Annotated in this window: 21 protein-coding genes; 13 read left to right on the top strand and 8 right to left on the bottom strand. The window is 71.7% G+C overall.

Translation table 11 applies throughout. The annotated features are described in order from the left end of the window. Nucleotides 1-187: 187 nt before the first annotated feature. The 5 genes from aroH (at nt 188) to der (ending at nt 4,652) form a co-directional block, all read left to right on the top strand. Entirely contained in the window at nt 188-550 is a 363-nt protein-coding gene (gene aroH / locus ACIRHA_RS23160; RefSeq protein WP_351342251.1) for a chorismate mutase, read from the top strand. Continuing rightward, nucleotides 547-1,632: a prephenate dehydrogenase gene (locus ACIRHA_RS23155; RefSeq protein ID WP_403848802.1), complete on the top strand. Its 1,086-nt coding sequence runs from the start codon at nt 547-549 to the stop codon at nt 1,630-1,632. The genes aroH and ACIRHA_RS23155 overlap by 4 nt, the downstream gene beginning before the upstream one ends. A gap of 125 nt (nt 1,633-1,757) precedes the next feature. Beyond that, nucleotides 1,758-2,450: a (d)CMP kinase gene (gene cmk, locus ACIRHA_RS23150; protein WP_403848799.1), complete on the top strand. Its 693-nt coding sequence runs from the start codon at nt 1,758-1,760 to the stop codon at nt 2,448-2,450. Beyond that, nucleotides 2,447-3,094 carry a lysophospholipid acyltransferase family protein gene (locus ACIRHA_RS23145; protein ID WP_403848796.1) on the top strand — a complete coding sequence of 216 codons (648 nt, stop codon included), beginning with the start codon at nt 2,447-2,449 and terminating at the stop codon, nt 3,092-3,094. The genes cmk and ACIRHA_RS23145 overlap by 4 nt, the downstream gene beginning before the upstream one ends. Before the next feature lie 82 nt (nt 3,095-3,176). After that, a complete protein-coding gene (der, locus tag ACIRHA_RS23140) occupies nt 3,177-4,652 on the top strand; it encodes a ribosome biogenesis GTPase Der (protein ID WP_403848793.1) in 1,476 nt (491 codons plus the stop codon). 76 nt (nt 4,653-4,728) lie between these two features. On the opposite strand, the gene ACIRHA_RS23135 is transcribed toward der, so the two are convergent. Both ACIRHA_RS23135 and ACIRHA_RS23130 read right to left on the bottom strand, forming a co-directional pair. After that, nucleotides 4,729-5,013 (bottom strand): hypothetical protein, encoded by a 285-nt coding sequence (locus ACIRHA_RS23135; protein WP_403848790.1) that lies wholly within the window; start codon nt 5,011-5,013, stop codon nt 4,729-4,731. A 205-nt stretch (nt 5,014-5,218) separates the two neighbouring features. Next, nucleotides 5,219-6,010: a hypothetical protein gene (locus ACIRHA_RS23130; RefSeq protein ID WP_403848787.1), complete on the bottom strand. Its 792-nt coding sequence runs from the start codon at nt 6,008-6,010 to the stop codon at nt 5,219-5,221. Between the two features lie 399 nt (nt 6,011-6,409). On the opposite strand from ACIRHA_RS23130, the gene ACIRHA_RS23125 reads away from it, so the two are divergent. Further along, nucleotides 6,410-7,048 (top strand): transglycosylase family protein, encoded by a 639-nt coding sequence (locus ACIRHA_RS23125; protein ID WP_403848784.1) that lies wholly within the window; start codon nt 6,410-6,412, stop codon nt 7,046-7,048. Between the two features lie 110 nt (nt 7,049-7,158). Next, a complete protein-coding gene (locus tag ACIRHA_RS23120; RefSeq protein ID WP_403848782.1) occupies nt 7,159-7,719 on the top strand; it encodes a transglycosylase family protein in 561 nt (186 codons plus the stop codon). On the opposite strand, the gene ACIRHA_RS23115 is transcribed toward ACIRHA_RS23120, so the two are convergent. Genes ACIRHA_RS23115 through ACIRHA_RS23105 form a run of 3 tightly spaced genes read right to left on the bottom strand, consistent with a single transcriptional unit; the run spans nt 7,694 to nt 11,568 of the window. Further along, on the bottom strand, nt 7,694-8,425 hold the full coding sequence (locus ACIRHA_RS23115) for an ATP-binding cassette domain-containing protein (protein ID WP_403848779.1): 732 nt from the start codon (nt 8,423-8,425) through the stop codon (nt 7,694-7,696). The two genes, ACIRHA_RS23120 and ACIRHA_RS23115, sit on opposite strands and share 26 nt — an antisense overlap. Then, nucleotides 8,422-11,091, bottom strand: coding sequence for an ATP-binding cassette domain-containing protein (locus tag ACIRHA_RS23110; RefSeq protein ID WP_403848776.1), 2,670 nt, complete (start codon nt 11,089-11,091; stop codon nt 8,422-8,424). Before ACIRHA_RS23110 ends, ACIRHA_RS23115 begins: the two co-directional genes overlap by 4 nt. 12 nt (nt 11,092-11,103) lie before the next feature. Continuing rightward, nucleotides 11,104-11,568, bottom strand: coding sequence for a hypothetical protein (locus ACIRHA_RS23105; protein ID WP_403848773.1), 465 nt, complete (start codon nt 11,566-11,568; stop codon nt 11,104-11,106). A gap of 155 nt (nt 11,569-11,723) precedes the next feature. Here ACIRHA_RS23105 and ACIRHA_RS23100 point away from each other — a divergent pair, with 155 nt between their 5' ends. From ACIRHA_RS23100 to ACIRHA_RS23085, 4 genes are all read left to right on the top strand, one after another. Continuing rightward, a complete protein-coding gene (locus ACIRHA_RS23100; protein WP_403848770.1) occupies nt 11,724-12,308 on the top strand; it encodes a hypothetical protein in 585 nt (194 codons plus the stop codon). Further along, nucleotides 12,283-13,572, top strand: coding sequence for an ABC transporter substrate-binding protein (locus tag ACIRHA_RS23095; protein ID WP_403848768.1), 1,290 nt, complete (start codon nt 12,283-12,285; stop codon nt 13,570-13,572). The genes ACIRHA_RS23100 and ACIRHA_RS23095 overlap by 26 nt, the downstream gene beginning before the upstream one ends. Before the next feature lie 166 nt (nt 13,573-13,738). Further along, on the top strand, nt 13,739-14,986 hold the full coding sequence (locus tag ACIRHA_RS23090; RefSeq protein WP_403848765.1) for a glycosyltransferase family 4 protein: 1,248 nt from the start codon (nt 13,739-13,741) through the stop codon (nt 14,984-14,986). Between the two features lie 56 nt (nt 14,987-15,042). After that, on the top strand, nt 15,043-15,825 hold the full coding sequence (locus tag ACIRHA_RS23085) for a hypothetical protein (RefSeq protein ID WP_403848763.1): 783 nt from the start codon (nt 15,043-15,045) through the stop codon (nt 15,823-15,825). Between the two features lie 27 nt (nt 15,826-15,852). On the opposite strand, the gene ctaD is transcribed toward ACIRHA_RS23085, so the two are convergent. Continuing rightward, nucleotides 15,853-17,538 carry a cytochrome c oxidase subunit I gene (gene ctaD, locus ACIRHA_RS23080; protein ID WP_403848760.1) on the bottom strand — a complete coding sequence of 562 codons (1,686 nt, stop codon included), beginning with the start codon at nt 17,536-17,538 and terminating at the stop codon, nt 15,853-15,855. 345 nt (nt 17,539-17,883) lie between these two features. On the opposite strand from ctaD, the gene ACIRHA_RS23075 reads away from it, so the two are divergent. Next, nucleotides 17,884-18,099: an I78 family peptidase inhibitor gene (locus ACIRHA_RS23075; protein ID WP_403848758.1), complete on the top strand. Its 216-nt coding sequence runs from the start codon at nt 17,884-17,886 to the stop codon at nt 18,097-18,099. A gap of 119 nt (nt 18,100-18,218) precedes the next feature. On the opposite strand, the gene ACIRHA_RS23070 is transcribed toward ACIRHA_RS23075, so the two are convergent. Together ACIRHA_RS23070 and ACIRHA_RS23065 are read right to left on the bottom strand one after the other, a co-directional pair. Then, nucleotides 18,219-19,208 (bottom strand): phosphatase PAP2 family protein, encoded by a 990-nt coding sequence (locus tag ACIRHA_RS23070; protein WP_403848755.1) that lies wholly within the window; start codon nt 19,206-19,208, stop codon nt 18,219-18,221. 222 nt (nt 19,209-19,430) lie between these two features. After that, nucleotides 19,431-20,564: a hypothetical protein gene (locus ACIRHA_RS23065; protein WP_403848753.1), complete on the bottom strand. Its 1,134-nt coding sequence runs from the start codon at nt 20,562-20,564 to the stop codon at nt 19,431-19,433. A gap of 249 nt (nt 20,565-20,813) precedes the next feature. Between ACIRHA_RS23065 and ACIRHA_RS23060 the strand changes: the two genes are divergently transcribed. Beyond that, nucleotides 20,814-22,445: an MFS transporter gene (locus ACIRHA_RS23060; RefSeq protein WP_403848750.1), complete on the top strand. Its 1,632-nt coding sequence runs from the start codon at nt 20,814-20,816 to the stop codon at nt 22,443-22,445. Nucleotides 22,446-22,466: the final 21 nt, after the last annotated feature.

Below are 22,466 nucleotides of genomic sequence, written 5' to 3'. Positions count from 1 at the left end.
GGGCCCCTGGCCCCCGGGCGGGGGCCCGGCGGCCCCCCCCCCCCCCCCCGCCCCCCCCCCCCGGGGGGGGGGGGGGGGGGGGGCCCGGCGGGCCCCCGGGGCCCCCCACACCCGCGTCTCCCACCTTGATTACGCTGGGCTCCTAGCAAATCGCGTGTACGTGGAAGACCAGCAAAGGGGCAGTGACGTGGCGGTACGAGCGGTCAGGGGCGCCGTCCAACTCGAACGGGACGAGGCCGGACACATGGACGAGCAGGTGAGTGAGCTGCTCACCGCCGTCCTTGAGCGGAACGAGCTGACCGCCGACGACCTGATCTCCATCTGGTTCACGGCCACCCCCGATCTGCACTCCGACTTCCCGGCGGCCGCCGCCCGCAAGCTCGGCATCGTCGACGTGCCCCTGATCTGCGCGCAGGAACTCGACATCGCAGGCGCCCTGCCGCGCGTCGTCCGGATCCTCGCGCACATCGAGACCGAGCGGCCCAAGGCCGAGGTCGCGCACGTCTACCTCGGCGCGGCGGCCACCCTCCGCAAGGACATCGCCCAGTGAGAACCGCACTCGTCATCGGCACCGGCCTGATCGGCACCTCCGCCGCCCTGGCCCTCGCCTCGCGCGGCGTCACCGTGCACCTCGCCGACCACGACCCCGGGCAGGCCCGCACCGCCGCCGCGCTCGGCGCCGGCACCGACGAGGCGCCCGAGGGGCCCGTCGACCTGTGCATCGTCGCCGTGCCGCCCGCGCACGTCGCCGCATCGCTCGCCGACGCGATGCGTCGCGGCCTCGCCCGTGCCTACATCGACGTCGCCAGCGTCAAGGGCGGCCCGCGCCGCGAACTGGAGGAGCTGGGCCTCGACCTCGCCCCGTACATCGGTACGCACCCGATGTCGGGCCGTGAGCGCAGCGGCCCGCTCGCGGCCGACGCCGACCTCTTCGAGGGACGGCCGTGGGTCCTGACCCCGACCCGCGACACGGACACCGAGGTCCTGAACCTCGCCCTGGAACTGGTCGCCCTGTGCCGCGCCGTTCCGGTCGTCATGGACGCCGACGCCCACGACCGGGCCGTCGCGCTCGTCTCGCACATGCCGCACCTGGTCTCCAGCATGGTCGCGGCCCGCCTGGAGAACGCCGAGGAGGCCGCCGTACGGCTGTGCGGGCAGGGCATCCGCGACGTGACGCGGATCGCGGCCTCGGACCCGCGGATGTGGATCGACATCCTCTCCGCGAACCCGGGCCCCGTCGCCGATCTGCTCTCCGCAGTGGCGGGCGATCTGGAGGAGACGGTGCAGGCCCTGCGCCACCTTCAGTCCTCCGACGACGCCAAGCGCCGCGAGGGCGTGGACGGCGTCGAGACGATGCTGCGGCGCGGCAACGTCGGCCGGTCCCGGGTCCCCGGCAAGCACGGCGCGGCCCCGGCGGCGTACGAGATCGTGGCCGTCCTCATCTCCGACCAGCCGGGCGAGCTGGCCCGGATCTTCTCCGACGCGGGCGCCGCCGGCGTCAACATCGAGGACGTGCGGATCGAGCACGCGACCGGGCAGCAGGCCGGTTTCGTCCAGCTCATGGTGCAGCCGGCGCAGGCGCCGAAGCTGGGCGCCGCGCTGCGCGAGCGCGGCTGGGCGATGCGTCAGTAGCAGTGTCGGCAGGGGCGCCGGTGGAGGCACGTAAGAAGGGGTCTTCCGGAGCCAGTAACCTTGTGCGGGGCGCTTCCGCGCCCCGCACCCATGCCCCCGTGCACTGAGAAAGGTGTCCGTCACCTATGGAAACCGCCGCGACCGCCGCCGCAGCAGTGATCGTCGCCATCGACGGACCCTCCGGCACGGGCAAGTCGAGCACCTCCAAGGCCGTCGCCGCCCAGCTCGGCCTGAGCTACCTGGACACCGGCGCCCAGTACCGGGCGATCACCTGGTGGATGGTGAACAACGGCATCGAGCTCGACGACCCGTCCGCGATCGCCGCCGTCGCCGGCAAGGCCGACATCGTCTCCGGCACCGACCCGGCCGCCCCCACCATCACGGTGGACGGCACGGACGTCGCCGCCGCGATCCGCACCGGCGAGGTCACCTCCAAGGTCAGCGCCGTCAGCGCCGTCCCCGAGGTGCGCGCCAGGATCACCGAGCTGCAGCGCACCATCGCGCTCGGCGCCGAGAAGGGCATCGTCGTCGAGGGCCGTGACATCGGGACGACCGTGCTGCCCGACGCCGACCTGAAGATCTTCCTCACCGCCTCGCCCGAGGCCCGCGCCGCCCGCCGCTCCGGTGAGCTCAAGGGCTCCGACGTGAAGGCCACGCAGGAGGCTCTCGTCGCCCGCGACAAGGCCGACTCGAGCCGCAAGACGTCGCCGCTGGCCAAGGCCGGCGACGCCGTCGAGGTCGACACGAGCGACCTCACGCTGCAGCAGGTCATCGAGTGCGTGGTCACCCTGGTCGAGGAGAAGCGAGCTTCCAAGTGACCCAAGCGCCCTCCGAGCGAGGCGCCGAAGTAGGCCGGCGCATCGGCGTCGGCCTCATGTACGGGCTGTGGAAGCCGCGGGTCCTGGGATCCTGGCGGGTCCCGGCGGCCGGTCCGGTGGTCCTCGCGGTGAACCACTCCCACAACATCGACGGCCCCATGGTCATGGGCGTCGCCCCGCGCCCGACGCACTTCCTGATCAAGCAGGAGGCGTTCGTCGGACCGCTCGGCCCGTTCCTGGAGGGGATCGGCCAGGTGAAGGTCGACCGGACCTCCGCCGACCGTACGGCCATCACCCGCGCGCTCGACGTGCTCAAGGACGGCGGCGTCCTCGGTATCTTCCCCGAGGGCACGCGGGGCGAGGGCGACTTCGCGTCGCTGCGGGCCGGACTCGCGTACTTCGCGGTGCGCAGCGGGGCGCCGATCGTCCCGGTCGCCGTCCTGGGAAGCACGGAGCGGTCCGGACGGTTGATAAAGAGGCTGCCCCCGCTCAGGAGCCGGGTCGACGTCGTCTTCGGCGACCCCTTCGAAGCGGGCGACGGCAGCGGACGGCGTACGCGCAAGGCCCTCGACGAGGCCACCGTGCGCATCCAGGAGCGGCTCAGCAGCCACCTGGAGAACGCCAGGCGCCTGACCGGGCGCTGAGAGAGACTTTCAGTAGTGCACCTGCTTTCTGTACGAGACGGGCGCACCGATCACCACGAATGAACGACGAGGTACGGACTTCATGAACGACCAGATCCAGCCCGAGGGATCCCCGGAGCACGAGCACGGGGAGCTCGGCGACGCTGAGTACGCGGAGTTCATGGAGCTCGCCGCGGAGGAGGGCTTCGACCTCGAGGACGTCGACGGCGCGCTCGACGCGGCGGGCCACGGTCCGCTGCCCGTCCTCGCCGTTGTCGGCCGCCCGAATGTCGGCAAGTCGACCCTGGTGAACCGCATCATCGGGCGCCGCGAGGCCGTCGTCGAGGACAAGCCGGGCGTCACGCGGGACCGCGTCACCTATGAGGCCGAGTGGGCGGGCCGCCGTTTCAAGCTCGTCGACACCGGCGGCTGGGAGCAGGACGTCCTGGGCATCGACGCGTCCGTGGCCGCGCAGGCCGAGTACGCGATCGAGGCCGCCGACGCCGTCGTCTTCGTCGTCGACGCCAAGGTCGGTGTCACCGACACCGACGAGGCCGTCGTGCGCCTGCTGCGCAAGGCCAACAAGCCCGTCGTGCTCTGTGCCAACAAGGTCGACGGCCCGAGCGGCGAGGCGGACGCCTCGTACCTGTGGTCCCTCGGCATCGGCGAGCCGCACCCGGTCTCCTCGCTGCACGGCCGCGGCACCGGCGACATGCTCGACGCCGTCATCGAGGCGCTCCCCGAGGCCCCGATGCAGACCTTCGGCGGTGCGGGGCTCGGCGGACCGCGCCGGATCGCCCTGATCGGCCGCCCGAACGTCGGCAAGTCCTCGCTCCTGAACAAGGTGGCCGACGAGGACCGCGTCGTCGTCAACGAGCTGGCGGGCACCACCCGCGACCCGGTCGACGAGCTGATCGAACTCGGCGGCGTCACCTGGAAGTTCATCGACACGGCGGGCATCCGCAAGCGCGTCCACCTCCAGCAGGGCGCCGACTACTACGCCTCGCTGCGCACCGCCGCCGCCGTGGAGAAGGCGGAGGTCGCGGTCATCCTGATCGACGCCTCCGAGTCGATCTCCATCCAGGACCAGCGGATCGTGACGATGGCGGTCGAGGCGGGCCGCGCGATCGTCCTCGCGTTCAACAAGTGGGACACCCTCGACGAGGAGCGTCGCTACTACCTGGAGCGCGAGATCGAGACCGAGCTCGGCCAGGTCGCCTGGGCGCCCCGGGTGAACGTGTCGGCGCATACGGGCCGCCACATGGAGAAGCTGGTCCCCGCGATCGAGACGGCCCTGGAGGGCTGGGAGACGCGCATCCCGACGGGCCGGCTCAACGCCTTCCTCGGTGAGCTCGTCGCCTCCCACCCGCACCCGGTCCGCGGCGGCAAGCAGCCCCGCATCCTGTTCGGCACGCAGGCCGCCTCCAAGCCGCCCCGGTTCGTGCTCTTCGCCTCCGGCTTCATCGAGCACGGCTACCGCCGCTTCGTGGAGCGCCGCCTGCGTGAGGAGTTCGGCTTCGAGGGCACGCCGATCCATATCTCCGTACGCGTGCGTGAGAAGCGCGGCAGGAAGAAGTAGCGGTAACGCTGTTCGGACGAACGCCGCCGGTGGGGACATCCACTCGGCGGCGTTTCGCTGTGCGGGCGCGGGGAGGTCAGTACTCCCGGCGCGGCCCCGGCGGCAGCGCCGGGAAGTGCCGTCCCGTGGTGTGCTGCTGCGGGTGCGGCTGCCAGCGCGGCGGATGGTGCGGGCGCGGGCCGTGCAGTGGGTCGAAGCCCCTGAACCCCAGGTCGTCCTCGCCGCTGCGGTCGCCGGGCAGCGTACGGAAGGACCGGCGCCACTCCGCGAACAGGGCGTCGTAGATGGGGGTCACCGAGGGGCCGCCCCCCGCGTGGCCACCCCCGGTGTGGCCGCCCGGCTGGTCCTCCGCGGGGCGCATCGACGGGATCGGGTTCTGATACGGCTGGTGCCGTCGGGACGAAGGGGTGGAACCGGGCGCGGGGGATGAGGTCGGGTCGTATGGGTGCACGTATGTGCCAACGAACCGGGCCCCCGACGGATGCGCCCTTGGCCTGCGCTGTTGCGGGCTGTCAGCGGTGTGACCGGCGCATTCGTGGGGGCCCACGGGGTGTGGCCCGGGTGGCTCAGGTGCCGGCGAGCGGCATGGCGGCGGCCACGAGCCGTCCGTTCGCCGCTGCCTTGTCGAGGGCCTGGCGGAGCAGGTCCTCGCGCGGCTGGTGGCCGATCGAACCGGCGGAGGCGGCGAAGAGAAGCACCGTCTGCGTCTTGTTCGCCGCGGTCCGCCAGGGTTCCGTGACCAGGAGCGGCTGGTGCGCCTGCCACCAGGCGACCTGGGCGGCGGAGCCTCCGGTGCCGGGCTGCAGGATCGCGTGCAGCTGGCCCATGGCGAGCAGCACCGACCAGCCGCCGAGGACCGAGGGGACCCCGTCCAGCGTGGTGGCAGGCATGAAGCCCTGCTCGATCAGGAGCGGCAGGAAGTCGTCCCCGTCCGTGGTCGTGCCGGGGCGGGCGATGGGGCCCGTCGGCTCGACGACGAGGGCGGGGTGCGTCGTGTCGCCGATCAGTACGAGGCCGCTGGTCACGCCGAGCACGGCCTGCGAGGGCGCGGCCGGGCTGCCGTCCGGCTGCGCGGCGGCGTCCTGTCCGCCGACGGACTGCACGGCGCCCTGCAGCTGGTCCTCGGCGACCTGGACGACCTGCGAGGGCAGGCAGGTGGCATGGGCGAAGGCGAGCACGGCGGTCTCGTCGCCGACGAACAGGACGGTGCTGGTCGGCTGCTGCTGCGAGTCGCCCGGGGTGCGGCAGGAGGTGCAGTCGTAGCTGCCGGGGGCGTTGTCACCGGCCATCAGCCGGTCGGCTTCTTCGTCGCCGATCTCGGCGCGTACGTCGTTGCTGACGTCGAGCAAGCGAGGCACGGGGACTCCTCAGGGATCTGTTGGGCCGATCGGGATGATCGGTCACGGTCAGGCGAGTGCTTATGAAGGACAACGGACGATCTGTGTCCTCGGTCACGCCTGGATCGGAACGGAATCGTCTCATCCGGCGCACACCGTGAACGACCGCCCGGAATCCGTCACTCCCCGCCAACTTGTGGGATTTCCAAGGAAGTTGGACCGGTGAGGTGGGTCACAGATCACCAGGGCGACAGGTCGACAAATACTGAAATCGTCGTATGTATCGGCTGGCTTGAAATCGCCGGTACCCCGGGTAACGGCGAACTGGCCTGGCGGGACAAGCCGTTGGTTGCCGTGGCCGTCGTGGGCTGCATAGATTCCACCGCCGTCCGCAACGAGCAGTCCACGAGAGGGATTCTCATGTCCGCGCCGATTCGTACGGCTCGCACGACAACGGCACGCACGACAGCGGTCCTCGCCGGGGTGGCACTCGCCGCCCCACTCGGTCTCCTCGCCCTCGCAGGGCCCGCCCCAGCGGCGGGCGGTGGCGTCTGGGACCGCATCGCACGCTGCGAGAGCGGCGGCAACTGGCAGATCAACACCGGGAACGGCTACTACGGAGGGCTCCAGTTCTCGGCCGGCACCTGGCGCGCGTACGGCGGCGGGGCCTACGCGGCGACCGCCGACCGGGCCTCCAGGTCCCAGCAGATCGCCGTCGCGACCAAGGTGCAGCGCGCGCAGGGCTGGGGCGCCTGGCCCACATGTGCGGCACGGGCCGGGGCGTACGGCAGCGCGCCCGGCGTGCAGTCGGCCCCCAAGGCGGCTCCCAAGGCCGCACCGAAGCCGGCTCCCAAGGCCGCGCCACAGCAGCGCGGTTCAGGCCACACCAACCGCGGCGCCGCCCGGAGTGGCGGCTACGTCGTCCGCGGTGGCGACACCCTGGGTCGCATCGCCGCGGCCCACGGCGCCACCTGGCAGCGCCTGTACGCCACGAACCGGGCGGTGATCGGCGGTGACCCCGACCTGATCATGCCGGGACAGCGGCTGCGGCTGCGCTGATCGCGTGTGCGCCACGCGGCCCCACCCGGTCCGCCGACCGGGTGGGGCCGCGCGGCGGGCGCGGCGCGGCACGACGGGCGGCCGTGCGCCGGCTGCTTAGCGTCCGCGCCATGGATCTGATCGCTACGTTCCCGAAGGCGCACGGCCCGCGGCGGTGGGCGGCGGCCCTGCTGGGCGTGCTGCTCGCACTGGCCGCGCTTCCGGCTCTCGCCGCAAGGGCGGATGCCGCCGAGCCGTCCGACTGCGCCAAGACGGAGTGGCCGTGGTCCTGCCTCGCGGAGTGCGAGAGCGGCAACGACTGGGACGAGAACACCGGCAACTCCTTCTACGGGGGCCTCCAGTTCAAGCAGTCCACCTGGGAGGAGCACGGCGGCCTCGAGTACGCGCCGCGCGCCGACCTCGCGACCCGTGCCGAGCAGATCAAGGTCGCGGAGGAGGTGTTGCGCACCCAGGGCTGGGAGGCGTGGCCGGTCTGCTCCAAGCGGTACGGCCTTGAGGGCCGCGTCCATGTGGTGCAGCGCGGCGACACGCTGGCGTCCGTCGCGCGGCGCTTCGAGGTGGAGGGCGGCGCGCAGGCGCTCTACAAGGCCAACCGTGACGTGATCGGGGACCACCCGGACCGGCTCGAGGAGGGGATGACGCTGGTCATTCCCGACCCGGGGAAGGCGTAGGGGCCGGAGGGTTCGGCGGGTTCGGAGTGGTCGGCGGGAGTTCGGCGGCCTCGCCCCGGAACACGACCGTGCCGCGCCCGAGTTCGTACACGAATACGGGCGCCCCGCCGGGCACCCCGCGCAGGCCGGACGGCAGACGCTGCTCGGCGAGGACCACGCAGGCGTCGAGTTCGCGCAGCAGGGCGTACGTGCGGGTGGCGACCGGCGGGGCCATGCCCTGAGTGGGCTCGTCGACGAGGACGACGCGGGCGGGGGCGAGCAGGGCGCGGGAGACGGCGAGCATCCGCTGCTCACCGCCGGAGAGGGTGCCGGCGCGGCGGGCCAGGAGGGGGCGCAGTTCGGGGTAGGCGTCGAGGGCCGCTGTGACGTCGCCCGTGCCCGTGGCCAGTCGGAGGTTCTCGGTGACGGTGAGGTCGGCGAAGACGGCCTGTCGGTCGGGTACGAAGCGCAGGCCTGCCGCGGCGCGGGCGTGCGCGGTGCGCCGGGTGACGTCGGCTCCGTCCCACACCACGGAGCCGGCCGTGAGCCGTACGGTGCCGGCGAGGGCGCGCAGGGCGGTGGTGCGGCCGGATCCGTTCGGCCCGAGCAGGACCGTGATCGCGTGGGCGGGGGCGGCGAGGGTGACGCCGTGGAGCGCTTCCAGGGGGCCGTAGCGGACGCGGGCGTCGCGCAGTTGGATACCGCCGCTGCCGGGTCCGGACGTCATGAGCGCTCAGGGGTGCGGTCGAGGACGGAGGCTGGGGCGCCCGAGCTCACGATGCGGCCCGCCGCCATCACGTGCACGGTGTCCGCGAGTTCGGCGACGAGGTCCAGATCGTGTTCGACGACGAGCACGGCGGTGCCGTCGGCGGCGAGTGCCTTCAGCAGGCGTGCGAGGGCGGTGACCTCGGCGGGGTCGAGGCCTGCGGTCGGTTCGTCGAGCAGGAGTACGTGCGGGGCGCCGGCCAGGGCGCGGGCCAGTTCGACGCGGCGCAAGGTTCCTGTGGGGAGGCCGGGCGTTTCCTGCTCGGCCCGCAGTCCGAACAGCCGCGTCATTCGTTCCGTGGCCGCCGGGTCCCGTACGTGGCCCTGCTCGGCGCCGATTCGAATGTTCTCGGCCACGGTCAACGAGGGGAAGACGACGAGTTGTTGGAAGGTGCGGGCGATTCCGAGGCGCGTGCGTGCGTGGGCCGGGAGGCGGGTCACGTCGTGCGGTCCGAGGTGGACGTGGCCCGTGTCGGGGCGGACGGTGCCGGCGAGGCAGTGGAAGAGGGTGCTCTTGCCGGCGCCGTTGGGGCCTGTGACGGCGGTTATCTTGCCGGTGGGGAGTCGAATGCTGATGTCCTGGAGGACGGGGCGGGTGGCGTAGGTGACGGTGAGGTGGGTGGCGGTGAGTACCGGGGGCCGTCTTGTTGCGGTGGGCCGTCCCGACGTCACGGGGCTCCGCCCCGGACCCCGCTGCTCAATCGCCGCAGGGGCTTGATTTGGCTTGCCTGCCGCCGGGGTTTGAAAGGCCTGCTCAAGCGCCGCAGGGGCTTGAGATGCGTGGCTTCGTGTGCCGCGTCGACTTGGGCAATCTGCCGCCTTGGGCGGCAGGGTGGGCAAGGCGGCCCCCGGTGCCGCGCGACGGAGCGGATGGCCCAGGGTGCGGACCAGCAGGACCGCGAGGGCGCCGACCGCCAGTGCCGCCACTCCGCCCCGGGCCCCCGCGTCCAGGCCCACCAGCAGACCCGCCCCCACCAACGCGCCGAACGGGCTGTCCGCGCCCAGGACCACCACCGCCGCGAACCACAGCAGGCCCCGCACCGGGTCGTACGCCGACGGGTCGAAGGAGCCCAGGCCGAACGTCAGCAGCCCGCCCCCCAGCGCCGCGAGCCCCGCCCCCACCACGAACACCGCGACCTTCAGGCCCGGCACCCCGACCCCCGCCGCCGACGCCCCCGCCTCATGGTCCCGGACCGCCGCGAGCGCCCGGCCCGTCCGCCCCCGCCGCAGACCCGCCACGACCGCCAACGCCCCGCCCAGCAGGGCTAGTTCGAGTACGTAGAACACCCGGTCGTCCGCGAAACCCGCGGGCCGCGACGGCGTGAGGCCCGACGCCGCGTACGGCTGCGCGAACACGAACCGGCTCACCCCGACCCCCACCGCGAACGTCGCCAACGCCAGCGCGAGACCGTGCCGCCGGATCGCGGGCGCGGCGGTCAGCAGCCCCAGGGGTGCCACCATCGCCACGGCCAGGAAGAGGGCGGGCAGTCCAGGGAGTTGGGGGAGGCCAGGGAAGCTGCCCGTGGTGAGTAGCGACGCGAACAGGGCACCCAGGCCTGCGAATGCGCCCTGACCGAGGGCGAGTTGGCCCGCCCTCCCCGTCACCACCACCAACGACAGCAGGATCAACGCCAGCGCCGGCACCTGGATCGACGTCCGCAGGTCCGAACCCGCGAACCCGAGCGGCAGCAGGAACAGCACCCCCACCACCAGCCACGCCTCCCGCGGAGCGGCCCGCACCGGACGCGTCACCGCCGTCGGCAGCGCCCCCTTCCCGCCCACCCCCGGCAGCGCGAGCGCCGCGACCAGCAGCGCCACCACGAACAGATTCGCCCCCACCGCCTGGACGAGCGGCTCGGCCCACCCGCGCGGATGCAGCCGCGTCAACTGGCTCTGTGCGACCCCGATCGCGAGCGCCGCCCCCACCGCCACCCCGAGCCGCCGCATCCCCGCCACGACCGCCACCGCCACGACCTCCATCACCAACAACGGCAGGCCGTACGGGTCGAGGCGTACGTAGGGGGCCAGGAGTACGCCCGTCAGGCCCGCGGTGAACGTGCCGAACGCCCAGCCCGCCGCCGCGACCCGGTCCGCGTCGATCCCGCCGAGCACGGCCAACCGCCGGTTGTCGACGACCGCCCGCAGCTCACCGCCGAACCGCGTCCAGCGGGTCACCGCCCACACCGCGCCCCCGATCGCGCAGACCACCGCGAGCTGCCCCCACGGCTCCCCGGGGAGCAGCCTCGGCGCGTCCTCCTGCGCGCCCGTGCCCCACAGCAGCGCCGCCGCCCCGACCAGGAGGACGAAGACGCCGATCGAGGCGACCAGGGTGCGCGCCGGGGCGTCGCCGCCCGACAGGGTCAGGGGCCTGAACACCCAGCGTTCCAGGGCGAGTCCGAACCCCGGCGCCACCACCAGGAGCACCAGCGCCGCGGCCGCCCACAGCGGTACGTCCCACACGACCACCAGCTGCCGCAGCAGATACGCGCAGAGCATCGCGATCGCGCCGTGCGCGAAGTTGAGGACACCCGTCGCCCGGTAGGTGACGATCAGGCCGATCCCGGTGAGTGCCGCCGCCGCTCCCACCGAGAGACCGGCGAGCGTGAGGTCGTACGTGAGGGACGACACCACCCCGCCCCCTCAACTCCCGGTGGGCGGTTCGCAGATGGGGCACGGGTCGAGGCCCGCCTCCGTGATCGCGCCCGCGTCCGCGGGTACGGCCTGCGGCTTGCCCTCGACGAGCGGGCAGTCGGCGCGGTGCCACAGTGTGCCGCCGGGCACCATCAGAAGCCTGCCGCTGGAGGCGAGCGGGGGTGCGGGATCCGGGGTGCCGGGCGCCGGATCGGCCGTGGCCGGCAGCTCGTAGAGGCGCTCCACGCGCGACGCGGCGAGCGTGCTCCTGCCGTGTGTGAGGAGCACCGCGCCCGCGATGATCAGGGCCGCGCCCGGCACCGTGCAGGAGGCCAGATAGGGGAGCTGGCGCTCGGCGAAGCGTTCGCCCGACATGCCGTACCAGCCGACCACGCAGAGCACCGCTCCGACCGCGAGCGCCGCGGGGCCCGCCCACAGGGCGGGGTGCACAGAACGTAGTCGGGCAGTCCGCATCGCCGGCCCCCACTGGTGCGCGCGTGTGTCTGGCCTTGTCAGCCGATCGCTTGCACTATGCCTTCTGGAGTCCAACTCGGAAAGCTCCGGGGACAGTTGGCCGACTGCTTCGATCCTGTCGGCCCCGCCCGGACCGACACCCGGCGGTGAGCCTGATGGTTTTCGGGAGCACACCTCGTACACCTCGTACACCTCGCACACGACCGGGAGTGGCGCTCGCGCTCGCCCTGTCCCTGGTTCTCGGCCCCGCACTGGCGGCCTGCGGCGACGACAGCGGCGGTGACGACAGCGCCCCGCCGACGCCGGGCTCGAAGGCGCCCACGAGCAAGGAGCCGACGAGTGCGGAGCCCTCGTCGCAGCGGCCGAGCGACCGCGCGCCCGAGGACCGGGCCGCCGCCGAGAAGGAGATCAAGGCCAACTGGAAGAAGTTCTTCGACCCGAAGGTGTCGACGAAGGAGAAGCAGGCTGTCCTTGAGGACGGCGCCAAGATGGGGCCCGTCCTGAAGAGCTTCAGCGGCGACAAGCGCGGCGGTCAGGTGGAGGCCACCGTCACCAAGGTCGCCTTCACCTCGGGCAGCGAGGCGGACGTGACGTACGCGCTCGCCCTCAAGGGCGCCACCGTGCTGCCCGACGCCAAGGGGACGTCCGTCGAGCAGGACGGCACCTGGAGGGTGTCCGTGAACACCCTGTGCGCGCTGGTGCAGTTGAGCGGCAATGCGTCGCCGGGCCCGGGCTGCTGAGGTACTCGCCGGGAGCCTGACGGGTCTGGTCCTGGTGGCCGTCGCGGCCTGCGGGTCCCGGCTTCCGGAGAGTGACTTCGAGGACCGCTCCGCGCCCGCGCCGCGCTCCACCGCGCCCCTCCGTGTCGGCATCATCACCAGCGCCACCAGCCCCGTCGGCGGCGCTACCTTCACCGACACCCGCGACGGCGCACAGGCGTACTTCCGGAACCTGAACCGCCAAGGCGGCATCCAGGGGCGCCGCGTCGAGGTGCATCTGTGCGACGACGGCGGCAGCGGCGTCGGCAACACCTCCTGCGTGCACAAGCTCGTCGACGAGCAGAAGGTCGTCGCCCTGGTGGCCACCACATCGCTGGACTACGCGGGCGCGGAACGCGTCTCCCACGCGCGCGTGCCCGACATCGGCGGCCAGCCGATCGGCGCGGCCTACGACACGTATCCGCATCTGTACGGGATCTACGGCAGCCTCGCGCCGCGTCAGGGGAAACCGGGCTGGGACGGGAAGCTGTACGGCGGCACCGAGGTCTACCGCTACTTCAAGCGCGAGCACGGCGCCCGCACCGCCGCCGTCGTCTCCTACAACCAGGCCGCCTCGGCCGCGTACGCCCGTCTGGTGACGCGCGGCCTCAAGGCGGAGGGCTACAAGGTGATCACCGAGCAGCTCGATTTCGCGCTGCCGAACTTCCGGGCCGCGGCCGCCGACCTGAAGGACGCGAAGGTCGACCTCGTCTTCGACGCCGTCGACGCGCACGGCAACGCGCGGCTCTGCGAGGCCATGGACCAGGTCGGCGCCCGCGTCACCGCGAAGGTCACGAACGTACAGAACTGGACCTCGTCCGTCCGGTCCGCCTACAAGGACGCGCCGCACTGCCGCGCCTCCCTGTGGGCCACCGGCGCGAGCCGCAACTACGAGGACACCGGGCACCCCGCCGTCCGTGCCTTCCGCGCCGCCACGAAGCACCTGAAGACGCACTCGCAGTGGCAACTGGAGGGCTGGGCCGCCGCCATGTGGTTCACGGACGCCGCCCGCTCCTGCCGGGCGGTCACGCGCGCGTGCGTCGACCGTTTCATGGAGCGCCGCGCACGGTACTCGGCCGATGGCCTGCTGCTTCCCGTGACGTTCGAGAGGCTCGCGGAGCCGCCGAGAACTCGAGAGACGTGCCTGTCCGTCGCGCGCTGGACCGACGCGGAAGGCTGGGTCACCCAGAACGGTGACATGACGCACACCTGTTCTGATGTCCCGCAGCTCTCCTACCAGCCATGAAGTGACGACTGATGCGTGATGTGGCGAGTTGGTTCCCGAAAACGCCTACCAATCAGGCATCCGTTCAGGAACAACATGATGATGAGGAACAACCCTCGCCAGGTCATCTCCGTCTAACTACCCGGTAGGCGGAGAAGGCGGACTGTTCAGACAGATACGAGGGCGCATGCAGATTTCTTTCCTGATTCACAATGCGTACGGGATCGGAGGGACGATCCGCACCACGTACAACCTTGCCAGCGCGCTTGCCGACCACCACGACGTGGAGGTCGTGTCCGTCTTCCGGCACCGCGACGAGCCGGTGTTCTCGCCTGACCCGCGCGTACGGGTGCGCCACCTGGTCGACCTGCGCAAGGGCGCCGCCGGGTACGAGGGCGACGACCCGGAGTTCCAGCGCTCCGCCACGGTCTTCCCGCGCAGCGAGGGGCGCTACGAGCAGTACAGCGCGCTCACCGACCGGCGGATCGCCGAGCACCTCGGTTCCCTGGACGCCGATGTCGTCGTCGGCACCCGGCCCGGGCTCAATGTGCACCTCGCCCGGGACACCAGGCGCGGAGTGCTGCGCGTCGGCCAGGAGCACCTCACCCTCGGCACGCACTCCACTGAACTCCGCCGTGAACTGCGCGGCAGCTATCCGCGCCTCGACGCGCTGACCACGACCACGGAGGCCGACGCCCACGCCTACCGCGAGCAGCTGCGGCTGCCCGGCGTACGCATAGAGGCGATGCCCAACCCGGTACCGGAGCCCGGCATCGCGCCCGCCGACGGCAGCGGCAAATGGGTCGTGGCGGCCGGCAGGCTCGCACCCGTGAAGCGCTACGACCTGCTGGTGCGCGCCTTCGACCAGGTGCGCGCCGAGCGGCCCGACTGGCGCCTGCGCATCTACGGGGGCGGCAAGCAGAAGGACAAGCTGCGCACGCTCATCGACGAGCTCGGCCTCTACAACCACGTGTACCTCATGGGGCCCGCCCACCCCATAGAGCCGGAGTGGGCGAAAGGTTCCCTCGCCGCGGTGACGTCGAGGTTCGAGTCCTTCGGCATGACGATCGTCGAGGCGATGCGCTGCGGTCTGCCGGTGGTCGCCACCGACTGCCCGCACGGCCCCGGCGAGATCATCGAGAACGGCGTCGACGGCCGGCTCGTCAAGGTCGGCAGCGTCGAGGCCATCTCCGGCGGCCTGCTCGAACTCATCAACAACGACGCGCTGCGCCAGGAGATGAGCGCCCGCGCCCTCAGCCGTTCCGAGCGCTTCGACCCCGCGCGGATCGCCGAGCGCTACGAGGACCTGTTCGGCTCGCTCACCGCGCGCGGCGGCTCCGTCGGCCTGCTGCACCGGGCCCGCGGCTCGCTCCTCGGCGGCGCCTACGCGGTGCGCGACGCCCTACGACCGCAGCGGAAGGGACACCCCGCATGACAGCCCCCACGGCCCCGCCTCCGCCGTGCCCCGAAGACAGCGACAGGAGCGTCCGCATGCCGCCCCGAGCCGACTGCATCGCCGACTCCGCCGGCGGGCTCACCTTCGACGTCACCGACCACGGGTCGCCCGACCCGGCCAGCCTGGTGCTCGTCGACCGGGCCTCGGGGCACACGGTGCGGCTGCCGCTCACGCCGACGGGCGAGGGGCGGCTGCGCGCGTCGCTGCCGATAAGCGTCTCCCTCGAGGAGGGCCGCTGGGACGCGTACGCGCAGGTCGCGGGGGACGAGCCGGTGCGGCTCATGCCGGGGGTCAACGATCTGCGCTCCCTGGTGGACCGGGCGCCGAGCGGCTCGCGCGGCTATGTCGCCGTACGCATCCCGTACGTCACCAAGAACGGCAACCTCACCGTGCGCAGCTGGCTGCGGGCGCCGCACGCGGAGTCCGGTGAACTGCTCATCGCCGACGGCGAGCTGACCGTGCACGGGCGGGTCTACGGCGCCGCCTTCACGGCGAAGGCGTACGCCGAGATCCGCTCCCGCGCGGTGCGCGGCCCCGTACTGCGTGGCGAACTGGACTGGGACGGACCGCGGTTCACGCTCCGCATCGGCTACGACGAGCTGCGCGAGGGCCGTTGGGACCTGTGGCTGCGGCCCGCGGGGGACGACGGCCCCCGGGTGCGGCTCGCCCGGCTGCTCGACGACATCGCCGACAAGAAGCCGATCTTCACGTACCCGGTGGCGCGAGTGACGGTCGCGGGCCGCGGCGAACTGACCGCGGAGGCCTACTACACGGGCGCCAACGACCTTTCGGTGCAGGTGAGCGCGGTCCAGAGCTAGGGCCTGTCGTTTGGATCAGGGCCTAGTTCAGTCCTTGTGACCGGACTCCAGCGGCCGGTCCTCGAAGGCCGCGAACTCCGGGTGGTGCAGGTCGAACGCCGGGGACTCCGAGCGGATCCTCGGCAGCGTGACGAAGTTGTGGCGCGGCGGCGGGCAGGCCGTCGCCCACTCCAGCGAACGGCCGTACCCCCACGGGTCGTCGACCTCGACCTTCACGCCGTACTTCGCCGTCCGCCAGACGTTGTAGAGGAACGGCAGCGTGGAGAGGCCGAGCAGGAACGCGCCGATCGACGAGAGGGTGTTGAGCGCCGTGAAGCCGTCCGCCGCCAGGTAGTCCGCGTACCGGCGCGGCATGCCCTCCGCGCCCAGCCAGTGCTGGACCAGGAACGTCGTGTGGAAGCCGATGAACAGCGTCCAGAAGTGGATCTTGCCGAGCCGCTCGTCGAGCAGCTTCCCCGTCAGCTTCGGCCACCAGAAGTAGAAGCCGGCGAAGGTCGCGAAGACGACCGTGCCGAACACCACGTAGTGGAAGTGCGCGACGACGAAGTACGAGTCCGAGACGTGGAAGTCCATCGGTGGCGAGGCCAGGATCACGCCGGTCAGTCCGCCGAAGAGGAACGTGACCAGGAAGCCGATCGACCAGAGCATCGGCGTCTCGAAGGACAGTGAGCCCTTCAGCATCGTTCCGATCCAGTTGAAGAACTTCACGCCGGTCGGCACGGCGATCAGGAACGTCATGAAGGAGAAGAACGGCAGCAGCACCCCGCCGGTGGTGAACATGTGGTGCGCCCACACGACCACCGACAGGCCCGTGATCGCCATCGTCGCGCCGACCAGCATCGTGTAGCCCCAGATCGGCTTGCGGCTGAAGACCGGCAGGATCTCGCTGATGATCCCGAAGAACGGCAGCGCGATGATGTAGACCTCCGGATGCCCGAAGAACCAGAAGAGGTGCTGCCACAGCAGCGCACCCCCGTACTGGGCCTCGAACACCACGGAGCCGAACCGCCGGTCCGCCTCCAGGCAGAGCAGCGCGGCCGCGAGCACCGGGAACGCGAGCAGTACCAGGATCGACGTGAACAGCGTGTTCCACGTGAAGATCGGCATCCGGAACATCGTCATGCCGGGCGCCCGCATCCCGATGATCGTGGTCAGGAAGTTCACCGAGCCGAGGATCGTGCCGAACCCGGCGAGCGCGAGCCCCATGATCCACATGTCGGCGCCGACGCCCGGGGAGCGGGTCAGGCTGTTCAGCGGCGCGTACGCGAACCAGCCGAAGTCCGCGGCCCCGCCCGGCACCACGAGCGAGCCGAGCACGATCAGGCCGCCGAAGAGGAACAGCCAGTACGAGAACATGTTGAGGCGCGGGAACGCGACGTCGGGCGAGCCGATCTGCAGCGGCATGATCTCGTTGGCGAAGCCCGCGAAGGTCGGCGTCGCGAACAGCAGCAGCATGATCGTGCCGTGCATCGTGAACAGCTGGTTGTACTCCTCGTTGGAGAGCACCTGCAGTCCGGGGCGGGCGAGTTCGGCCCGCATGAGCAGGGCCATGACCCCGCCGATCAGGAAGAAGCCGAACGACGTGACCAGGTAGAGGTGGCCGATCTTCTTGTGGTCGGTCGTGGTCAGCCAGTCCACGACGATCCGCCCCGGCCGCCGCTCGCGCGGCGCCCCCGCCGTCGCAGGCCCGGCCTGCACCCCGGTCGTACCCATCGCTTGCCCCCTCGCTGCTCGGCTGCGCGCCTCGGGCCTGCTGCGGACTCACGACATGATGCGCGCGTCCACCCCCGTGGCGACAGAGGGCGTACCCCTGTTTCTGGCATGGACAGACAATTCCCGGACGGCCTCAACTCGCCCGCGCGGCCGTTGGATTCGGAATGCGCGGGGAATTGGGTAAAGGGCTCGCGTGGCCGCACGGAATTCCGGCGCGGCACCCTGGGGAATGCGGAAAGTAAGAAGCGAGTAAGAGCCGGAGAGTGCCCGATCGTGTGAGGGAATCTTAAAAACAACTGTCGTGATCTTGTGACAAAAGCGTGACCCGCGGCCTACCGTGGCCGCATGGCACCCATCCCCACCCCGCCGGCGGAACCACAGGACAATCCGGACGCGTATGTCGGGCTCGACGCGCACAGCGCCGAGTCGCGGGCGGGCGCGCGTGGCTGGTCCACCGTCAGGCAGCTGCCGCCGGGCGCGATCATCACCATGGAGTACCTGGCAGGGCGGCTCAACTTCGAGGTCACCGAGGGCAAGGTGACGCGCTGCTGGAAGGGCTGAGGCGCCGAGCCGACAGCCCCCGGAACGTGCGAAGGCCCCCGAACCTGAATGAGGTTCGGGGGCCTTCGCGGTGCGGGGCTTGGCTGTGCGTACCGGGCCCCGCCGTCTGGTGGGCGCGCTCAGGACACCGTTCTCGTCGACGGCGTCGCGCGCGTGACTCTCTCCGTGGCCGGCCGGCGGCTGCCCGCCGGGGTGATCGGCGTGCGCTCCCCGCGTGGGGTGTGCGGCCCCTGCGGAAGCAGCTGACGGTTCGATCTGGTGGCGCCGACGGGCTCGCGCGCGCGGGCCGGGGTCATCGCGGGGGCCGGGACGGGATCGGACTCCGGTTGTGGCAGCCGGGCGCCGGGGCGGCGGCTGAGCAGGCGGTCGCGCCACGAGAGGATCCACGCCTCGGCGCGGGCCACCAGCGGCTCGCACCAGGGCAGTGCGAGCAGGATCAGCAGGCCCGCGGCCCAGCCGAGCAGTACATCGCTCAGCCAGTGCGTACCGAGATAGACCGTGGTCAGGCCGACGCTCAGGGAGATCACCGCGGAGACCGCGGACAGCCAGCGCCTGGCCCGCGGGGTGGAGGCGAGGTAGGCGAGGATGCCCCAGGTCACCACCGCGTTCGCGGTGTGGCCCGAGGGAAATATGTCGCCGCCCTGCCACATCTCGCTCGCCCCGATGGTGGTGGCGTAGTGCGGGCCCGCGCGGCCCATGCCGTACTTGGCGGCGCCCACCGTCACGTTCAGCAGCAGCAGCGCCGTGCCGAACATCAGCAGCGGCCGCAGCGTGTGCTGCCGCCAGGACCGCCAGCCCAGCCAGGCCGTCACCATCACGGCCGTCGGACCGCGCTGGCCGAGGACGACCCAGTAGTCGAGGAAGGCGTGGATGTCGGGCCACTGCTGGTACGGCCGGAAGAACATGACCTGCCAGTCGACCGCGACGAGCCACGACGTGGTGAGCACCGCCACCACGATCGTGAGGTAGAAGGACAGGGTCAGCCCGAAGAGCACGACCCGGTGCCGGCTCATGTGGGGCATGTCCACTTGAGCCGGTCGTTCGGGCTCGCGATCGAGCCTGGCGAAGACCCGCTCCACACGGCGGGTCACGTTTCGTTCGGTACGCACCCAATCGACGCTACAGCGGCCGACAGGTGGACCGACGCGAATCAGGGGCTTTGTGATGACGATGTGATGTGGGATTGATCTCAGATGGCCGATTATTCCCACGATTTCGGCTACCCGGAAGGAAAGATTCCCGAATTCAAAGATCGTTTCCGGGGCTCATTATATGACGCTTATGAATGCGTTCACCTGATACCCGTGCGGAATTGGCCGTTCACTCACCGTTCATGGCGGCCCCGACCCGTTCAACCAGAACGCTCCGTAGACCGCCGACAACACTGCGAGACCGCCGACCACCCATGCCGACCTGGCCGTACGCCACCGGGCGAGCGCCACCGCGAGCGGCAGCAGCAGCGGGAACGCCGGCAGCAGCAGCCGCGGCTTCGAGCCGAAGTACCCCGAGGCGCACAGCGCGAGCACGACCACGATGCCGGTGTAGACGAGCACCGGCACCGGCTGGTGCTGCCGCACACCGGCGACATACAGCCAGATCACCAGCGCGACCCCGACGATCAGGCCCACCCCGGCGAGCGCGCCCAGCGGTGACGTGAACTGATCGGCGACGAACCCGGCGAAGGCCGCGCCCCCGTCGAAGCCGTTGCCCCACTGCGCCTGCACGTCGAGATAGCCGAAGAGCCCGCCACCGGTCCGCTGCCCGACCCACAGCACGTACGCCGCGGCGCCCGCCGGGGCGAGCAGCACCCCGAGCACGAGCCGCCACGACGCCCGCCGCTCCCGCGCGATCCACAGCGCCGCCGCCACCCACACCGCGACCACGACGGCCGCCCCGATCGGCCGGGTCAGGCCCGCGAGCGCCGCGAGCGCCCCCGCGTACACCCAGTGCCGGCGCAGCACCGCGTACAGACCCCACGCCGCGAGCGCCGTGAACAGCGCCTCGCTGTACGCCATCGACGCCACGATCCCGACGGGCAGCGCACCCCACAGCACGGCGAGCCAGACCCCGGCGGCCCGCCCGTGCAGCAGATCCCCGACGGCGAAGATCCCCCACGCCGCCGCGAGCGAGGCGAGCAGGCTCACCACGAGGCCCGCGTCCGCGTACGAGAGAGGGCTGATCGCCGAGACGGCACGTTCGAGCCACGGAAGCAGTGGGAAGAACGCGAGGTTCGAGTGCACGGTGCCGTCGGGCAGCGTCACCGACCAGCCGTAGCCGTGCTCGGCGATCCGCGTGTACCAGAGCGAGTCCCAGCGGGCCGTGAGCAGCGTGTGCGCGCTCTTGCCCGTCGCCGCGCTCCACACCCAGAGCACCAGCAGGCCGAGCGCCCGCACCGCGGCGTATCCGAGCAGGGCGGGCGCGGCGTGCCGCGGCGAGGGTCGATGTCGTTGGTCCACGTCCGTCACGGCCCCGATTATCGGCGTCCGCCCCATCAGCCCCACCAGCAGGCCCCTTTCCCTCAAGTGGTGCACGCCACACCCGCGTGCGGATGCCATGAGAGGTCCGCCACGTGTCATTGGCGAGAACTCGCGTACGCTGACGGCTTACTCGCCATGTCGCCGCGGGGCCGGGAGGCCGCTCCTTCCGAGCCGAAGACCGAGGACGTCCCCAGTTCTGGGATCCGCCGAACGCGAGGACCACTGGGAGGTACGTACATGTCCGGGACGAACACGGCCTCCGGGCGCGCGCTCGGACGCCTGGCCGCCATGGGCACCCGCCCCCACCGCTGGGTCGTCCTCGTCGTCCTGTGTACGAGCCTCCTCCTGGTCGCCCTCGACTCGACCATCCTCTACGTCGCGCTGCCCGCGGTCACCGAGGACCTCAAGCCCACGTCCGTCGAGCTGCTGTGGATCGGCGACGCGTATCCGTTGGTGTGCGCCTCGCTGCTGATCCTGTTCGGCACGCTGGGCGACAGAGTGGGCCGCCGGAAGATTCTGCTGCTCGGCTACGCCCTGTTCGGCGCGGCCTCCGCGCTCGCCGTGTTCTCCGACACCGCGCAGGTGCTCATCGTGGCCCGCGCGATCCTCGGCATCGGCGGCGCGATGATCATGCCCGCGACGCTCTCGATCCTGCGTGACGTCTTCCCCGACCGGCACGAGCGGGCCGTCGCGATCGGCGTGTGGACCGCGGTCGCCGCGGTCGGCGCCGCCACCGGACCCGTACTCGGCGGCTTCCTCGTCGAGCACTTCTGGTGGGGCTCCGTCTTCCTGATCAACATCCCGCTGATGTTGATCATGCTGCCGCTGTGCCGGGTCCTCGTGCCCGAGTCCAAGGGGCGCAGCGACGGTCCGTGGGACCTGTTCGGCGCGCTGCTCGCCGCGCTCGGCGTGCTCGGTGTCGTCTACGGCATCAAGGAGCTGGGCACCAAGCGCGATCTGCTCGACGCCGAGGCCGTGCTGCCATTCGTCGCCGGCGTCGTGCTGCTCTTCCTCTTCGTGCGCCGCCAGCGCCGCCGCGAGCACCCGCTCATCGACATGAAGCTGTTCTCGCGGGTCGCGTTCTCCACGTCCGTCGGCTGCATCGTCATCGCGATGCTCGCCCTCGTCGGCCTCGAACTGATCGCGGTCCAGTACCTCCAGCTGGTGCTCGACCTCAGCCCGCTCGAGACCGGCCTGCGGATGCTGCCGCTGACCTTCGCCGCGATGACCGCGGGCGTCCTGGGATCGGCGCTCCTGCGCCGCTTCGGCCCGCGCGCCATGGTGTCGTCCGGCTTCGCGCTGACCGCCTGCGCCGTGCTGATGCTCTGCGCGATGGGCCAGCAGGACAAGCCGTGGCTGCTCGGCTTCGGTTTCGTCCTGCTCGGTTTCGGCTTCCAGAGCACGCTGTTCGGGGCCTACGAGTCGATGCTCACGGAAGCGCCCGCGGACGATGCCGGAGGCGCGGCCGCGATCGGCGAGACCTCGTACCAGCTGGGCGCCGGCATGGGCATCGCGCTGCTCGGCTCCGTGATGAACGCGGCGTACGCGCCCGGACTCGGCAATGTGCCGGGGGTCTCGGACGGCACGTCGACGGCCGCCGGGCACTCTCTGGGGGAGGCGTACCAGATCGCGGCGCGGCTCGGGCGCACGGCGGGGGACGCGCTGCGGGAGGCCGCGCGCGCCGCGTTCGTGCACGGTCTGCACGTCACGCTGATCGTCAGCGGGGTGCTGCTGTTCCTCGGGGCACTCGCCGCGCTGCGGCTGCCCCGGCGGATGGAGTGCGAGGCCCCCGCGGCGGACGACGCGGACGTGGCGGCGCCGCGGCGGGCTTCGTCACCGGCGGAGTCTTCGGCGTCCTCGGCCGCGTGACGTGCGGTCCGGGGGAGGCCC

It is taken from the genome of Streptomyces sp. NPDC102360 (assembly GCF_044766085.1).
Lineage (GTDB): Bacteria > Actinomycetota > Actinomycetes > Streptomycetales > Streptomycetaceae > Streptomyces.
This window is presented reverse-complemented; position numbering and strand designations above follow the sequence as displayed.

What these genes read in the sequence shown, in the direction of transcription:
- ACIRHA_RS23135 (WP_403848790.1), bottom strand. Translation starts at nt 5,013, where the DNA reads ATGCGCCCCGCGGAGGACCAGCCGGGCGGCCACACCGGGGGTGGCCAC.
- ACIRHA_RS23090 (WP_403848765.1), top strand. Translation starts at nt 13,739, where the DNA reads ATGCAGATTTCTTTCCTGATTCACAATGCGTACGGGATCGGAGGGACG.
- ACIRHA_RS23115 (WP_403848779.1), bottom strand. Translation starts at nt 8,425, where the DNA reads ATGACGTCCGGACCCGGCAGCGGCGGTATCCAACTGCGCGACGCCCGC.
- ACIRHA_RS23060 (WP_403848750.1), top strand. Translation starts at nt 20,814, where the DNA reads ATGTCCGGGACGAACACGGCCTCCGGGCGCGCGCTCGGACGCCTGGCC.
- der (WP_403848793.1), top strand. Translation starts at nt 3,177, where the DNA reads ATGAACGACCAGATCCAGCCCGAGGGATCCCCGGAGCACGAGCACGGG.
- cmk (WP_403848799.1), top strand. Translation starts at nt 1,758, where the DNA reads ATGGAAACCGCCGCGACCGCCGCCGCAGCAGTGATCGTCGCCATCGAC.
- ACIRHA_RS23075 (WP_403848758.1), top strand. Translation starts at nt 17,884, where the DNA reads ATGGCACCCATCCCCACCCCGCCGGCGGAACCACAGGACAATCCGGAC.
- ACIRHA_RS23105 (WP_403848773.1), bottom strand. Translation starts at nt 11,568, where the DNA reads ATGCGGACTGCCCGACTACGTTCTGTGCACCCCGCCCTGTGGGCGGGC.
- ACIRHA_RS23125 (WP_403848784.1), top strand. Translation starts at nt 6,410, where the DNA reads ATGTCCGCGCCGATTCGTACGGCTCGCACGACAACGGCACGCACGACA.
- ACIRHA_RS23085 (WP_403848763.1), top strand. Translation starts at nt 15,043, where the DNA reads ATGCCGCCCCGAGCCGACTGCATCGCCGACTCCGCCGGCGGGCTCACC.
- ACIRHA_RS23095 (WP_403848768.1), top strand. Translation starts at nt 12,283, where the DNA reads ATGCGTCGCCGGGCCCGGGCTGCTGAGGTACTCGCCGGGAGCCTGACG.
- ACIRHA_RS23120 (WP_403848782.1), top strand. Translation starts at nt 7,159, where the DNA reads ATGGATCTGATCGCTACGTTCCCGAAGGCGCACGGCCCGCGGCGGTGG.
- ctaD (WP_403848760.1), bottom strand. Translation starts at nt 17,538, where the DNA reads ATGGGTACGACCGGGGTGCAGGCCGGGCCTGCGACGGCGGGGGCGCCG.
- ACIRHA_RS23100 (WP_403848770.1), top strand. Translation starts at nt 11,724, where the DNA reads ATGGTTTTCGGGAGCACACCTCGTACACCTCGTACACCTCGCACACGA.